The 14,634-nt window shown below is 64.0% G+C and carries 12 protein-coding genes and 2 pseudogenes; 5 read left to right on the plus strand and 9 right to left on the minus strand.

What is annotated here, in order from left to right; genetic code table 11:
- The first annotated feature begins 17 nt into the window (after positions 1–17).
- Complete coding sequence (gene iolD / locus AU175_RS01065) at positions 18–1,967, plus strand: 3D-(3,5/4)-trihydroxycyclohexane-1,2-dione acylhydrolase (decyclizing) (RefSeq protein ID WP_066285220.1); 1,950 nt, start codon at positions 18–20, stop codon at positions 1,965–1,967.
- A gap of 82 nt (positions 1,968–2,049) precedes the next feature.
- Positions 2,050–3,558: a CoA-acylating methylmalonate-semialdehyde dehydrogenase gene (locus AU175_RS01070; protein ID WP_066285221.1), complete on the plus strand. Its 1,509-nt coding sequence runs from the start codon at positions 2,050–2,052 to the stop codon at positions 3,556–3,558.
- Between the two features lie 908 nt (positions 3,559–4,466).
- Here AU175_RS01070 and AU175_RS01075 read toward each other — a convergent pair.
- The 4 genes from AU175_RS01075 to AU175_RS01090 all read right to left on the minus strand — a co-directional run bounded on the left by AU175_RS01075 (position 4,467) and on the right by AU175_RS01090 (position 8,851).
- Complete coding sequence (locus AU175_RS01075; protein ID WP_066285222.1) at positions 4,467–5,366, minus strand: ATP-binding cassette domain-containing protein; 900 nt, start codon at positions 5,364–5,366, stop codon at positions 4,467–4,469.
- An 11-nt stretch (positions 5,367–5,377) separates the two neighbouring features.
- A complete protein-coding gene (locus AU175_RS01080; RefSeq protein ID WP_066285223.1) occupies positions 5,378–6,427 on the minus strand; it encodes an ABC transporter permease in 1,050 nt (349 codons plus the stop codon).
- A gap of 52 nt (positions 6,428–6,479) precedes the next feature.
- The gene (locus AU175_RS01085) at positions 6,480–7,475 is read right to left on the minus strand and encodes a substrate-binding domain-containing protein (protein ID WP_066285224.1); all 996 of its coding nucleotides are present in this window, start codon (positions 7,473–7,475) and stop codon (positions 6,480–6,482) included.
- Positions 7,476–7,738: 263 nt separating this feature from the next.
- Positions 7,739–8,851, minus strand: a complete 1,113-nt coding sequence (locus AU175_RS01090) for a Gfo/Idh/MocA family oxidoreductase (protein ID WP_066285225.1) — start codon at positions 8,849–8,851, stop codon at positions 7,739–7,741.
- Between the two features lie 107 nt (positions 8,852–8,958).
- Between AU175_RS01090 and AU175_RS01095 the strand changes: the two genes are divergently transcribed.
- Positions 8,959–9,978 carry a LacI family DNA-binding transcriptional regulator gene (locus tag AU175_RS01095; RefSeq protein WP_066285226.1) on the plus strand — a complete coding sequence of 340 codons (1,020 nt, stop codon included), beginning with the start codon at positions 8,959–8,961 and terminating at the stop codon, positions 9,976–9,978.
- 205 nt (positions 9,979–10,183) lie between these two features.
- On the opposite strand, the pseudogene AU175_RS01100 reads toward AU175_RS01095, so the two are convergent.
- Positions 10,184–10,579, minus strand: a pseudogene (locus AU175_RS01100) (recombinase family protein); the annotation flags it as partial.
- A gap of 92 nt (positions 10,580–10,671) precedes the next feature.
- On the opposite strand from AU175_RS01100, the gene AU175_RS01105 reads away from it, so the two are divergent.
- Entirely contained in the window at positions 10,672–11,061 is a 390-nt protein-coding gene (locus AU175_RS01105; protein ID WP_066285227.1) for a hypothetical protein, read from the plus strand.
- A gap of 143 nt (positions 11,062–11,204) precedes the next feature.
- A pseudogene (locus AU175_RS01110) lies at positions 11,205–11,558 on the plus strand (MOSC domain-containing protein); the annotation flags it as partial.
- A 71-nt stretch (positions 11,559–11,629) separates the two neighbouring features.
- Here the strand turns inward: AU175_RS01110 and AU175_RS01115 are convergent.
- The 4 genes from AU175_RS01115 to AU175_RS01125 form a co-directional block, all read right to left on the minus strand.
- A complete protein-coding gene (locus AU175_RS01115; protein WP_066290288.1) occupies positions 11,630–12,193 on the minus strand; it encodes a dihydrofolate reductase family protein in 564 nt (187 codons plus the stop codon).
- A gap of 288 nt (positions 12,194–12,481) precedes the next feature.
- A complete protein-coding gene (locus AU175_RS22670) occupies positions 12,482–12,841 on the minus strand; it encodes a glycerate kinase (RefSeq protein ID WP_197496999.1) in 360 nt (119 codons plus the stop codon).
- Complete coding sequence (locus tag AU175_RS01120; RefSeq protein WP_066285228.1) at positions 12,838–13,776, minus strand: ribokinase; 939 nt, start codon at positions 13,774–13,776, stop codon at positions 12,838–12,840. Before AU175_RS01120 ends, AU175_RS22670 begins: the two co-directional genes overlap by 4 nt.
- Before the next feature lie 88 nt (positions 13,777–13,864).
- Positions 13,865–14,632 carry an SDR family NAD(P)-dependent oxidoreductase gene (locus AU175_RS01125; RefSeq protein ID WP_066285229.1) on the minus strand — a complete coding sequence of 256 codons (768 nt, stop codon included), beginning with the start codon at positions 14,630–14,632 and terminating at the stop codon, positions 13,865–13,867.
- Between the last annotated feature and the right edge of the window lie 2 nt (positions 14,633–14,634).

Here is a 14,634-nt window from a genome sequence, read left to right on the forward strand (position 1 = left end):
CAACAGGAACACGCAGGATGACGGTGGCCCAGGCCGTCGTTGAATACCTTTCCAGGCAGTACACCGTGGACACGGTGGGCGGTGTGGAGTACCGGGAGCGCCTGATCCCGGGCGCGTTCGGGATTTTCGGGCACGGCAACGTCGCCGGCGTGGGCCAGGCTCTGAAGCAGTATCAGCAGCTGGACCCGGCGATCATGCCGTACTACCAGGGCCGCAACGAGCAGGCGCAGGTCCCCCAGGCCGTGGGTTACGCCCGGCACCCCCGCCGCCGCCAGACGTTCGCGGTCAGCACCTCCATTGGGCCGGGTTCCTCGAACCTGCTCACCGGTGCGGCGCTGGCGACCACCAACAGGCTTCCGGTGCTGTTGCTGCCGTCGGATACGTTCGCCACCCGTGCCGCGGACCCGGTGCTGCAGCAGCTTGAGCAGCCGTACGCGTACGACCTCACGGTCAATGACGCGTTCCGCCCGTTGTCGAAGTTTTTTGACCGGGTGAACCGGCCCGAGCAGCTGTTCTCGGCGTTCCACCACGGCCTGCGCGTCCTCACCGACCCGGCCGAGACCGGGGCGGTGACCATTTCGCTGCCGCAGGACGTCCAGGCCGAGGCCTTCGACGTTCCCGAGGAGTTCCTGGCCGAGCGCGAGTGGCGGATCCGCCGCCCGGACGCCGACGACGCCGACACCGCCCGCGCCATCGAGGCGATCAGGGCGGCGAAGCGGCCGCTGGTTATTGCCGGCGGCGGCGTCCTCTACGCCTACGCCAACGACGAACTCGCCAGGTTCGCGGAGCTGACAGGCATCCCGGTGGGGAACACCCAGGCCGGTGTCGGCGTCCTGCCCTGGGACCACGCCCAGTCCCTCGGAGCCATTGGCTCCACGGGCACGACGGCGGCGAACGCCATCGCTGCCGAGGCTGACCTGGTCATCGGCGTCGGCACCAGGTATGAGGACTTCACTACCGCGTCCCGGACCGCGTTCCAGAACCCGGACGTGCGCTTCATCAACATCAACGTCGCGGCGATCGATGCGTACAAGCACGGCACGCACCTGCCGATCGTCGCTGACGCCCGCAAGGCCCTGGATAAGCTCAACCAGGCCCTGGGCGGCTACCGTGTGGGCGCGGACCTTGAGCAGACAATCGCGGCCGAGAAGCAGCGTTGGGACGCCACCGTGGACGAGGCCTTCGACACCCGGTACACGCCGCTGCCGGCGCAGAACGAGATCATCGGCGCCACCCGCCGGGCCATGGACGATGCCGACGTGGTGGTCTGCGCCGCGGGTTCGCTGCCGGGGGATCTGCACAAGATGTGGCGGGTCCGCGACCCCTTCGGCTACCACGTCGAATACGCCTACTCCTGCATGGGCTACGAAATCCCCGGCGGCCTGGGCGTCAAACGCGCAGCGATCGCTGAGGCGAAAAGCACGACGGCGGCAGGCGGGGAAGGCGCGGAGGTGCGGGACGTCGTCGTGATGGTGGGGGACGGCTCCTACCTGATGATGCACACCGAACTGGTCACCGCCGTCGCCGAACACATCAAACTGATCGTGGTCCTGATCCAGAACCACGGCTACGCCTCCATCGGCTCCCTGTCCGAGATGCTGGGCTCGCAGCGGTTCGGCACCCGGTACCGCGCCCTTGACGAGGAGCAGCACAGCTTCGACGAGGGCGAGACCCTGCCCGTCGATCTGGCCCTGAACGCCGAGTCCCTGGGCGTGAAGGTCATCCGGATCGAACCGGGGGAGAAGGTCATCGCCGAACTCGAACAGGCCATCCGCGACGCGAAAGCCGCCCCCGAGCGGGGCGGTCCCATCCTGATCCACGTCGAATCCGACCCGCTGCTGGATGCACCGTCCTCCGAATCCTGGTGGGACGTCCCCGTCTCCCAGGTCTCCGAACTTAAATCCACCCAGCAGGCCTTCCAGACCTACACCGACCACAAGAGCCGCCAGCGCAAACTGCTCGGCTGAACCTGCTGGAGGCACCGGGCAGCTTCCGGTGCCTCCAGCAGCCCGGCACACTTTTCCCAGCGACAGACCAAGGAAGCCCACCATGTCAACGACGACCACTACCGACATCAACCACTTCATCAACGGCGCCGAAACCGCCGGCGAGGGTGACCGCACCACCCCCGTCTACAACCCGGCCACCGGCCAGGTCTCCGCGCAGCTGCAGCTGGCCAACCGCGCCGACCTGGACGCCACCGTCGCCGCCGCCCGCAAAGCCGCCGACACCTGGGGCGATATTTCCCTGGCCAAGCGCACCGCCGTGCTGTTCAAGTTCCGCGAACTCGTCGCCTCCCACGTCGACGACCTCGCGGCCCTGATCACCGCCGAGCACGGCAAGGTCCTCTCCGACGCCAAGGGCGAGATCGGCCGCGGCCTGGAAGTCATCGAATACGCCTGCGGCATCCCCACCCTGCTCAAGGGCGACTACTCGGACCAGGTCTCCACCGGCATCGACGTCTTCTCCTTCCGCGAACCCCTCGGCGTGGTTGCCGGCATCACCCCGTTCAACTTCCCCGTCATGGTGCCGCTGTGGATGGCCCCGATGGCCATCGCCACCGGCAACGCCTTCATCCTCAAGCCCTCCGAACGCGACCCCTCCGCCTCCATGCTGCTCGCCAAGCTCTGGAAGGACGCCGGACTGCCCGACGGCGTCTTCCAGGTCCTGCACGGCGACAAGGAAACCGTCGACGGGCTCCTGACCCACCCGGACGTGGACGGCATCTCCTTCGTCGGCTCCACCCCGATCGCCCAATACGTCCACGAAACCGCCACCAGGCACGGCAAAAGGGTCCAGGCCCTGGGTGGGGCGAAGAACCACGCCATCATCCTCCCCGACGCCGACCTGGACAACGCCGCCGACCACCTCGCCGCCGCCGCGTTCGGCTCCGCAGGCGAACGCTGCATGGCCATCTCCGTCGCCGTCGCCGTCGGCGACGCCGCGGACCTGATCGTCAAGAAGGTCGAGGAGCGCGCCCTGGCCGTCAAGGTCAACAACGGCACCGCCCCCGACGCCGAAATGGGCCCGGTCATCACCCCGGCCTCCAAGGAACGCATCGTGAAGATCGTCACCGAAGCCGAAGCCGCGGGAGCGGCCATGGTGGTGGACGGACGCGACCTCGTAGTCCCCGGCCACGAAGACGGCTTCTGGGTAGGCCCCACCGTAATCGACCACGTCAAAACCGGAATGACCGCCTACACCGAGGAAATCTTCGGACCCGTCCTGGTTGTGGTCCGCGTCGACAGCCTGGAAGACGGCATCGCGCTGATCAACGCCAACCCCTACGGCAACGGCACCGCCATCTTCACCTCCTCCGGCGCTGCCGCCCGGAAGTTCCAGCGCTCCGTCACCGTCGGCATGATCGGCATCAACGTGCCCCTGCCCGTCCCGGTGGCCTACCACTCCTTCGGCGGCTGGAAAGCCTCACTCTTCGGCGACAAGCACATCTACGGCCCCGAAGGCGTATCCTTCTACACCCGCGGCAAAGTCATCACCTCCCGCTGGCCCGAACCCACCCACGCCTCCGGCGCCTCCTACAACTTCCCCTCCAACTAATTCACCGGGGGCTGGCGGCAATGGCTGCCAGCCCCTGCATTTATCCCAACAACCCCAGCCCCCCCAAGGTGCGCAGCTATGTCGCAGAATCGATCCCCAATCACGAGTCATGCTGCCGGTTTCTTCAGCGTTCAACGCAGTGACTCCGTTCCCGCCGGGCTCACGCAGGAGACTTGGGAGTGGTGAACAAGCGCTCCGGCTCTATCCGGCTGACCAGAAGAAAAAGCTGAGCGTCATATCGTCCGGATTCGCGACTTCAGTTCTTCCTACCCATGACCCGTGCGGGCTAATGCCCGCACGGGTCATCTGCTTAACCGACTCAACGCGCCGCCTGGTGCAACAGGGCGGGGAGCTAAGGCGCCCCAAATTTTGGGTTCGGCACTGCATGGGCTGTTCCGGGCAGGCATTGCAGGCCTTCGGGAAGGCGGCTGCCCGCCCGCGGTGACACCGCTTGAGCCGCTCTGCCGCACCGTCGCAGGGCGGCGCGGGCGCCCATCGCCCCTGGACTGGTGATCCAGCTTCATCTCCTTCGGGCTGCCGAGGGCTGGAGGCGTCCCGCCTGGAGAGTATCGACCCGGCGAACCTGGGCCAAGCTACAAGGAACCTGGGCTTTTCGGCGAAGTCCTGTTGATCGCCAGGTGCGAAGCGGCGCACGTGTCGAGCGAAACCAATTCCTATGGGCCAGCATTCAGGGATGCCCTGGAGGACATTCTTTCGCCCCGGACGGTGTTCTCAGCGATGGCAGTACGCGGTAACTGGAGTGCCGCAGCGTAAGCCCGGCACACAGGAAAGCCAGGTTGGAACTTGGGCTACGAAAAGATGCCGCCTGCCAGTGTCATTGACACTTGCAGGCGGCATCGGCACTTCATATCCATCAGGCCTGTGTGGTTGGCGGACAGTGCGGGCTTTTAGTTTCCTTCGGTCTTGCTGATTTCAGATTCGACTTCAGCTACAACGTCGCTGTGTCCGCCAAGCTGCTCTAGTTCGTGAGCGAGTTCGGCAAGTTCGGCGCCGCCGGCCATCTGGGCGGTCAGCTCTTCGAGCGTGATGTCTTTCTTCTCGTAGTAGCCGATGGACTTGCCGCGCTTGAGTAGCAGGAACCGGTCCCCCACCGGGAAAGCGTGGTGGGGGTTGTGGGTAATGAAGACAACGCCGAGCCCGCGGTCGCGGGCCTGGAGGATGTAACGCAACACCACACCTGACTGTTTGACTCCCAGGGCCGCCGTCGGCTCGTCAAGGATCAGGACCTTGGCCCCGAAGTAGACCGCGCGGGCGATCGCCACGCATTGGCGCTCACCGCCGGAGAGCTGTCCGATGGGCTGCTCGACGTCACGGAGGTCGATGCCCATTTCGGCGAGTTCGTGCTTGGTGATGTCCTTCATCTTCTGGACGTCCAGGCTCTTGAACGGCCCGAACCCTGTGGTGAGCTCCGAGCCGAGGAAGAAATTCCGCCAGATGGGCATCAGGGGGACGACGGCGAGGTCCTGGTAGACGGTTGCGATGCCAACATCAAGGGCGTCTCGGGGTGAGCTGAACTTGCGTTCCTCCCCCATGATTTTCAGCGTGCCGGCGTCGTGCTGGTGCAGGCCGGCGATGATTTTTATCAGCGTGGATTTGCCGGCGCCGTTGTCGCCCAAGACGCAGGTGACCCGGCCGTTGTCCACGGCCATGGTGACATCGCTGAGCGCAAGGATGTTGCCGTAGTTCTTCCCCACCTTCTCCAGTGAGAGCAGGTGCACCGGAGTATGGGTGAGAGGGTCGGTTTCGTTCTGCAGCAGGGTCCGCTGATCAATCTGGTGCGCGTTCATTGCTTGCCTTCTTATTTCTGTTCTGCGCGGCGCTTGACCACGAGGTTGACGATGGTGGCGAGCAGCAGCATCAGCCCCAGGAAGAACTTGAACCAGTCCGGGTTCCACTGGGCGTACACGATGCCCTTGTTGGCCATGCCGAAGATGAAGGCACCGATGGCACCGCCCACTGCCGAACCGTAGCCGCCGGTCAGAAGGCAGCCACCGATCACGGCGGCGATGATGTAGAGAAATTCGTTACCGATGCCTTCACCGGACTGAACGGCATCGAAGGCGAACAGGTTGTGCATGCCCAGGATCCAGGCGCAGAACCCGACGGCCATGAAGAGTCCGATCTTGGTCTTGGTGACGGGTACACCTACGGCGCGGGCAGCATTGGCGTCCCCGCCGGCTGCGAAGATCCAGTTGCCGATCTTGGTGCGGAGCAGAATCCACGAGGCCAGTGCCACCAGGGCGATCCAGATGAACACGGTGATGTTGACGTCCACGCTTCCGATCTTTACGGAAGAGGCGAAGATGGCGCGGGCGGAATCGAAGCCGTCCATGGTGGAGATGGATGGCGAGGACACGCCGCCGCCGATGATGCGGGTCAGGCCGAGGTTGAGGCCGGTGAGCATCAGGAAGGTGGCCAGGGTGATGATGAAGCTGGGCAGCTTGGTCTTGATCAGCAGCCAGCCATTGATGAAGCCGACGGCTAGGGAGACGATCAGGGCCAGTGCCACGCCTACCCAGACGTTCGTGCTGAAGTACCAGCTAAAAAGGGAAGCCGTCAGGGCGGAGCTGATCACCGCAACACCGGTGGAGAGGTCGAATTCCCCGCCGATCATCAGCAGCGAGACTCCGACAGCCATGATGCCGATCGTGGAGCTGCCGTACAGCACGGTCGCGAGGGAGGCCGGCTGCAGGAACACGGGGGCGGCGACGGAAAAGAAGACGAAAAGGACTGCGGCGCCGACGAGAGCGCCTACTTCCGGGCGGCCGAGGAGCTTCTGAAGGGGGTTGCGCTTGGCAACACGTTCATCGGTTACAGGACGCGTGGGCGAGGCTAGTGTCTGAGTCATTGGATCTCCTGAGGCCAGGCCGGGGCTTACGCCCCGGCCTGGGCGCGGTTATTTAGCGGATACCCTGCTGGGCGTACTCGAGCACCTGCGCGGCAGAGTCTTTGTCGATGATGGACGGGCCGGTCAAAACCGGCAGCCCGCCGCCGACGTGGAACCCGCCACGCTTGACCTGCCACAGCGAGTCGATGGCGCCATAACCCTGAAGCCATGGCTGCTGGTCGACAGTCAATGCGACTGTCCCGTCGGTGATCGCCTTGCCGAGCTCGGCGTTCATGTCAAAGGAAGCCACCTTGGCCTTGCTTCCGGCAGATTCGACCGCCTTGACGATGGTCAGCGTCACCGGGGCTGCAAGGCCGATCACTGCATCTGCATCGGCCGTAGCCTGCAGCTTCGCAGTTACGGTCGAAGAAACGCTGCTCATATCGGTACCCGTGACATAAAGGTTCTCTGTACCCGGGACCTTTTCCTTTACACCCTGGCACCGGGCTTCCAGAGCCACGTTGCCCTGCTCCTGGATGACGCAGATGGGGTGCTTGATGCCGTCTTTGGCGAGGCGTTCGCCCACCGCGTTGCCGGCGATGTTCTCGTTAGACCCGAAGTGTGTGAAAGCGCCCAGCTGCTTCCAGACGTCGCCACCGGCGTTCAGGCTGACAACTGGGATCCCGGCGTCGGTAGCCTTCTTCAGAACGTCCTTGAGCGCGTCCGGCTTTGCCAGCGTGACCGCGATGCCATCGACCTTCTGGTCGATGGCCTGTTGGATCAGCTGGGCCTGGCGGCCGCCTTCAGCATCGGAGGTGTAGAGAAGTTCGACGTTGTCCTTGGCGGCAGCTTCTTCAGCGCCCTTGCGCACGATGTCCCAGAAAGTGTCTCCGGCCGGTGCGTGAGTCACCATGGCGATCTTGATCCGGGGAGTTGAGGCTACTTGTCCGGCTGCGGCTCCGCCGCCACTGTCGGCTGGCCGGCCGCCCTGGGTTGAACAGGCGCTGAGGGCGATGAGCGGAATGACGGCTGCAGCCACGGCCAACTGGCGGAGGTTGGTTTTCTTCACTGTGGATCTCCTTTGATTCCAAGGTGTGTCAGCGTCCTGCCGTGGAAGGCAGTAGGCGGACTTTGTTGAGCTGAAAACTGATTAAAAAGACCATGCAGTCCGTCGCAAATCTCTAGTTCTGAAGCCCCTGCGGGACCCGGTTACAGAACTGCGACCGACGGCTGTATTTAGTTGATTGTGCAGAGCGCGGACGGTGCGGTGATACGCCGCCCCGTCCGGGCTCTTGGTGCTTTTGCGCAACAGGCACTTTGAGCGTGCACGGTTTAGCCGACCGAGTGGAGCTCCGCTTCGGCGGGGTGCAGTTCCGCGATTGTGGCGACGTCGACGGGCTGCCCGGTTTCAGCGGAGCGTACTGCAGCCAGGGCGATTGCCAGGGCGTTGCGGGCATCCGCACCGCCGGGGGCCTGCGGGCCGGCGACCGGGAGTCCGTCGCGGCGGGCCTGAATGGCGTCCGCGAAGTGAGCGAGTTCATCTGTGTAAGCGTCGTGGAAGAGGTCCACGTTCAGGCGGACCGTTTCGGCGTTGATGCCGGCAGCCGTGTAACTGGCGGCGCTGGTTGCCTGGGGTCCGCCGGCGGTCACCATGCCAGCTGAGCCGAAGACTTCGCCCCGGACGTCGTAGCCGTAGAGGGCGTTGAAGTTGGCCTCGGCCACGGCGATGGCACCGTTGCTGTAGGTGACGGTGACGACTGCTGTGTCGAGCAGTCCGCCGGCCTTTGCCTGGGGTGCGACCAAGGCGTCAGCCACTGCATGGACACGCACGGGGACAGCCCCGGGGTTGAGCCAGTTCAGCGTGTCGAAGTCGTGGATCAGCGTTTCAAGGAAGATGGTGCCGGCCGGGATCCGCTCGGGGCTGGCGATCCCCGCTTCAGTGCCCGGGTCGCGGGTGAGGGAGCGCAGCAACTGCGGGGTTCCCACGGCACCGTCGTCGATCAGCTTGCGTGCTGCGGCGAAGTCGGCGGAGTAGCGCCGGGTGAAGCCGAACTGGACAATGACACCGGCAGCCTCGGCCGCGTCGATCGCTTCGTCGATCTCTTCGATGGTGCGACCGCCCGGCTTTTCGCAAAAGGCGTGCTTTCCGGCCTTCGCTGCTGCAGCAATCAGCCCGGAGTGGAACCGTGCCGGCGCCGCGATGAGGACAGCGTCGATGTCGGGGTCGTTGATCACGTCCGCAGGATCGGCGCTGATCTTGGTCACTCCCAACCGGCTCGCCAGAGCCTCGACAGCAGGGAGAGCCGGGTCGGCGATCGCTTCCAGCCGGGCGTTAGGGATCCGCCGTGCGACAGATTCGGCGTGGAAGCCACCGATCCATCCTGCACCGATAAGGCCGATGCGAACCGGCTGGTCGTCAGCGACCGGGTGCTGAAGGTAACTCATAAAAACTCCTGAAAGCTGGTTTCTAGATCGTTCTAGTGAGAATATCTTGGCATGTGATTGGCGTCATGTCTAGATCGTTCTATAGAGTGTTTTAGTCAAGGAGGAACATGACGAAACAGCAGCGCCGCGCAACCTTGATGGACGTGGCTAACGCAGCCGGGGTCTCGCGTGCCTTGGTCTCCATCGTCATGCGCGGTGCACCCGGCGCTGCCGAGGGAACACGTGAGAAAGTTCTGGAAGCGGCGCGGGAACTCGGCTATAGAGCAGACACCAGGGCGCGGCTGCTTCGCAGCAGCCGAACGAAACTTCTTGGCCTCGTCTTCTCCAGCTCACAGCCCTTCCACACGGAAATCGTCGACGCCGCCTACGCCGAAGCGGCCGCCAGAGGATATGAGATTGCCCTTAGTGCCGTAGCCGCCGGACGGCCTGAGGAGCGTGCCATCGAGTCGCTCCTGGACGTTGGCGCTGAAGCGCTCATCCTCATTTCCTCTACGCTCAGCAACGAGGAACTCGCCAGACACGCCCGCCAGGTACCCGTCGTGAGCCTTCTCCGCGACGAAGTCGGGGAAGAAGTGGATTCAGTCAGCAGCGACGATCACGCCGGCATCCGCATAGCGGTCGAACATCTCACCAACTTGGGCCACAGACGCATTGTGCACGTCGACGGGGGGTCAGCCGTTTCCGCAGACCACCGAAGGGAAGCGTTCCGCGCAGAGATGCTACGCCACGGCTTGGAGCCAGTAGTTGTTCCCGGCGGCCCTGATGAAGAAGCCGGAATCAGGGCTGGTCGCAATTTTCAGGCATTCGCGCCCACCGCCGTGATCGGGTTTAACGACAGGTGCGCCCTCGGTGTCATGGAAGGCCTGCGTGCCTCAGGACTGAAGGTTCCGGCGGACGTGTCGGTTCTCGGCTATGACGACAGCCAATTTGCCCGGCTCAGCTACGTTCAACTGTCATCAATCAGTCAGGACGCTCCACTCCTCGCGGCCGCCGCCGTTGACCGTGCCGTTGACCGCGTGGAAGGCACTCGCCCGCCAGCCAGCGTAGTTAGAATGCCACACTTGGTAGTCCGCGAGACAACAGCCAAAGCGGCCACGGTCCAAACCGACACCGCCTCCGTGGGGTAGTCCATCAGCTGGCAGCCCAAACTCCATAAAGAGGCATTCTTCCGTGACCTCGACCCCTGCCCCATGCCTGCTTGATGTACACCCAACCTGACGTTAGTTACGCCTATTAGGAGTGTGACCTTCGGCGATAAATGGCGGTCTTTTTCGGCGCTATTTATCGCCTGGGCGGCGTTAACCTTGCTCTTTGAATGGCGCGGTAGACGGTAGCCACTGCCATTCCTTCCCGCGTCCTGGCACGGATTCGGCTTCGAACTCGGCAACCATGCCCAGGACGTTGCATAGCAGCTTCCCCACCGGATCGTGAGGGTCGTAGACGCTGCCGCCAAGGATGAGGGCAACCCCTTTGCGGGTGAGTTCGTCCGCGATGTCCCTGGCGTCGGGCAACGATCGAGCGAGGCGATCAAGCTTGGTTACCACGAGGGTGTCTCCGTTGCGGCATGCGGCCAGGGCTTGCCAACGCCGGGTCGTTCGCGTTGGGTGCCGGTGAATCCGTGATCGACGTAGATAGCGTCGGGATCCACGCCGGGGCGGCCGCGAGAGCGTCGCACTGGGCGGTTAGGTCTTGAGTGTTGGTGGAGACACGGGCGTAGCCGATAAGCATGACGCCGAGTGCACCGTTTAGGGCCCCCTGATTCTGTGTCGAAGCAACGCCTGTGAAGGAACGAGCTTTGCGCCGCTAGGCGCGATCGAGCCTTGAACCTTCTGGCGCTGACCTCCCGCAACTGGGAACAGATCCGCTCAGCCGGCAGCAGGCTGGACGTCTGGGACCGGCTCGTGGAACGCGCCGGCCGCAAGGCAGTGGTGGTGTACTCCTGGCAGGTGCCGCCTTCATGGGACGCCGAACACCACCTGCAGATCTCCGTGGCAGCACTCCAGGACGGTGACCAGTTGCAGATGACGACCGAACTGCTGCCGATCTGGCCCGTCCACCACGCGGAACTCCTAGCCGATGTCGCGGCCGCAGGTCTAAGCCTCGCAGGGTCCACGTACGACGCGACCCAACCGAATTATCTCGTCACCGCTCAGCGCGACGCGCAGGGTTACCGACCTGACCCACATTCTCCTCATCTCGGCGTCGCATGATCACACCGTCCGCGGCGAGACCGGACGGCCATGTTGCGTCCCGCTCAGGCACCGGCTTACGGGCAGGCGGCGCGCTCGAAACCGCGTTCATTAGTGGCGATGCATTCCTCAATCAGGCAGTCGCCGTAGGGCACGATGGTGTGATGACAACCGCATGCGTGATCGCCGTGAGCCGCGACGACGAACACCGCTTCTCGAAGCCACGCCGCGGATCCATCAGCCTTGTCGCCGGCCTCGGCGTAGAAGGAGACGCCCACTTCGGGGCCACCGTGCAGCATCTGTCGCGTGTGCGTCGAGACCCGACGCAGCCGGATCTCCGGCAGGTTCACTTGATCCAACGGGAACTATGCGAGGACGTGACAGCAGAGATTGCTCCAGGCGAGCTCGGCGAGAATGTCACCACGGAAGGGGTCGACCTGCTGAGACTCCCCCGCGGGACACGCCTACGACTCGGCGCCGAGGCTGCTGTCGAAGTGACCGAGCTGCGTAATCCGTGCCGGATTATCTGATGCCCATCGACGTGGGGCCGCTGGTGGAGTACTTCCCCGACCGCGCGGAGGAATCGCGCTCAGCGCTTCGTCTCGTACCTGGTCACGACCACGCCGCCGGGAAACGTCCGCGTCTCCACCAGGTTCAGGTTCACCCAGCTGTCCAGCGAGGTGAAGAACGGGGTGCCGCCGCCCACCAGGACCGGATAGGTGGCCAGCGCGTACTCGTCGATCAGCCCGGCCCGTATGGCCGCCCCGGCGAGCATTGCTCCGCCGACGCTCATCGGGCCGCCATCCCCGGCCTTGAGCCGGGTGATCTCGGCGATCGCGTCGCCGGTGACCAGGCGGGTGTTCCAGTCGACCTTGTCGATCGTCGAGGAGAACACCACCTTCGGGGTGTCCCGCCAGTTCCGCGCGAACTCGATCTCCGCTGGGGTGGCGTTGGGCTGCTGGTCGCCGGTCGGCCAGTAGGAGCTCATGGTCGCCCAGAGCTTGCGGCCGTACAGCGACAGGCTGCTAGCCCGCTCCTGGTCGAGCCACCACTGGAACAGTTCGTCGCTCGGCCCGCTCCAGCCGATGTCGTCGCCGGCCGCGGCGATGTAGCCGTCCAGGGTCAGATTCATGCCGTAGATCAGTTTCCGCACGGCGCCAGCCATCCGTCTCGTAGTGGTCGAGGGGCGTCGTTGAACTCTGTCGTCCCGCAAACGATTAGCTGCTTCCTGTCCCTCATAGAGCCACCGTAACTGCCCATGATCTCGATGCCATAGCTTCGGTCCGCGTTTCAACTGAGCTTCCCGGTGAGGGATCCGCGTAGGGGGCGGACTGGGACTCCCGCCGAACTGGTGCTTTGCGTTGGCAACCCTGCGACGACGCCCGGGTTCGCCCGGCCTCGCGTTCCGGGTGAGGCCTGTCCAAAGCCGATGCTGTGCGCGTCATAGGGCGCGAGGGATTCCATGAGCGTAATCCCGCTGGTTGATGCGAGTTCTACCAACCCCTCTACCATTTGGCTCGCCCGGAGTGGGCTGCAGGTATAGCCATACTGCATCTACAGGGCGTCCGTCGGGGCCGGATATTCGGACTGCCCGTTGTTCCGCAGCGGGGAACAACGTCTTCAAGGCATCGATGGCTCCTTCCCCTCCGTCCGCCATTGGTAGGAGTCGGACGTCGTCGTTAGGGCGGACAGTCAACCAACCCTCGGCGATGTTGCGGGCCGCGGCATCCGCGGTTGCTGTGCCCCTTAAGGAGTCGGGGGCGAAGACGATGCGGGCCGCGTCTTTACTGGTGCGGCTCACATTCGGGCCGCAACCGTTGAGGCAAGTGAGTCGAGGTCCGTCCTTCTGCCGTATGACGGTTGTGCGCCGTGGCCTTGGGCAGCCCAGGCACCGGCCAGGGCCCCTGTTTGGGCTGCTTCGGTCAGCGTCCGCCCAGCCGCCAGTTCGGCTGCAAGACCACCCATGAACGCGTCCCCGCTTCCGGTTGTGTCTACAGCGGTGACCGAGGCAGGATCGACCGCTGTGATGGTCAGGTGGCCGTCGCTGTGCTCGATGACAACGGCACCCTGCTTTCCCAAAGTGACAACCGTGCGCTCGATGCCGTCTTCGTGCAGTCTCCGGGCGTAGTCTTCCCACTGGCCTGACGGAATCTGATCCCCCAATAGTTCCAGCAGTTCGCCCTCGTTTACGACGAGCACGTCCACATTCGCAAGCAGGCGTCGCGGCAACGGCTGGGCCGGAGAAGCGTTAAGGAGGACCTGGGCACCCGCTGCCGCCGCCCGCTCGGCAACTGCAACAACGGTTTCCAGGGGAATTTCGAGTGCCATTAGGACAAGCGGGTTGCCGTGGAGATCAGCGTCGCTCACATCCTCGGGCCTGAGTGTGGCATTCGCGCCAGGTGAGACGATAATGGTGTTTTCGCCTTCTCGGTTGACGGATATCAGAGCGCAGCCTGTACTGGTGTCTGGGTTCCGCCGGACCCTGGAAGTGTCGACTCCCCGGGCACTCGCTTCTATGATGAGCCGGTCACCGATGGCATCGGTGCCGACCACTCCGATGAGAGTTACGTCTGCTTCCAGCAGGGCTGCGGCTGCTGCCTGGTTTGATGACTTGCCGCCCGGCTCGGTGACGAGGTCGGTGCCGATCACGGTTTGGCCAGGTTCGGGAAGCTCTTTGACAGTGGTCATGAAATCAGCGTTCATGGAACCTACGACGAGGATTTTTGCGGTTGGCATGGCAATCGGTCCTTTCTGGCTGTGGTGCTGGATGCGCGTTGCTGCTGCTCGTGCATTTGGGCAACCGACGGGCTCGCGGCTGCGGGGATTAGGAGATTGGCATGAATACTGTCAGCCCGCCGTCCACGACGAGGTGCTGGCCGGTGACGTAGCTCGCGTCATCGCTGCTGAGAAATCTCACAACGTTGGCAATCTCTTCCGGGCGTCCCACCCGTCCTGCCGGGATCTTCGTTCCGGCAAGGTCTAGGCCTTCGCGTCCGAACGAGTTCTCCCCGTCCTGTGTTTGAGCTGTGTCGATGACGCCTGGGATGACTGAATTTACACGGATCCCGCGGGGAGCGAGCTCTACAGCCAGTGCCTTGCAGAGCCCGAGTACGCCTGCTTTGGCGGCTGTGTAGTGGGCGTGTTGCGGCCAGCCGTAGACGCCCCCGGAAATCGATGACACTCCTACCAGAGCTCCGCCGTCGACCATGAGAGCGGCGGCGCTGCGGAAAAGGCGCATGACGCCGGTCAGGTCCACGGATATCAGGTCGTTCCACGCTTCGTCGGTCAAGCTTCCCAACGGGTGAAGCCGGACGATGCCGGCGTTGGCGACGGCGATGTCCAGGCGGCCCCATTCGGTGACCGCTCGACGTGCGAATTCGTCCACCTCGTCCGGGTCCCGGACGTCGAGTTCGTGGACGACGGCTGTCCCGCCTGCTTCTTCTACAAGTTTCATTGTTTCGTACGGATCGTGAGGATCCCCGGGGTATGCGCCGATGACCGATTTGATGCCGGCTTTGGCGAATGCCACCGCGGTTTCGCGGCCTATGCCACTCGCTGCTCCGGTGATGATGGCAGTTCTCGTTCTTGTCATTG

It is taken from the genome of Arthrobacter sp. B6, from assembly GCF_001663775.1.
GTDB lineage: Bacteria > Actinomycetota > Actinomycetes > Actinomycetales > Micrococcaceae > Arthrobacter.

Excerpts from the sequence above, each read along its gene's own strand:
- AU175_RS01070 (WP_066285221.1), top strand. The coding sequence starts at position 2,050 with ATGTCAACGACGACCACTACCGACATCAACCACTTCATCAACGGCGCC.
- iolD (WP_066285220.1), top strand. The coding sequence starts at position 18 with ATGACGGTGGCCCAGGCCGTCGTTGAATACCTTTCCAGGCAGTACACC.
- AU175_RS01125 (WP_066285229.1), bottom strand. The coding sequence starts at position 14,632 with ATGACAAGAACGAGAACTGCCATCATCACCGGAGCAGCGAGTGGCATA.
- AU175_RS01120 (WP_066285228.1), bottom strand. The coding sequence starts at position 13,776 with ATGCCAACCGCAAAAATCCTCGTCGTAGGTTCCATGAACGCTGATTTC.
- AU175_RS01080 (WP_066285223.1), bottom strand. The coding sequence starts at position 6,427 with ATGACTCAGACACTAGCCTCGCCCACGCGTCCTGTAACCGATGAACGT.
- AU175_RS01075 (WP_066285222.1), bottom strand. The coding sequence starts at position 5,366 with ATGAACGCGCACCAGATTGATCAGCGGACCCTGCTGCAGAACGAAACC.
- AU175_RS01090 (WP_066285225.1), bottom strand. The coding sequence starts at position 8,851 with ATGAGTTACCTTCAGCACCCGGTCGCTGACGACCAGCCGGTTCGCATC.
- AU175_RS01095 (WP_066285226.1), top strand. The coding sequence starts at position 8,959 with ATGACGAAACAGCAGCGCCGCGCAACCTTGATGGACGTGGCTAACGCA.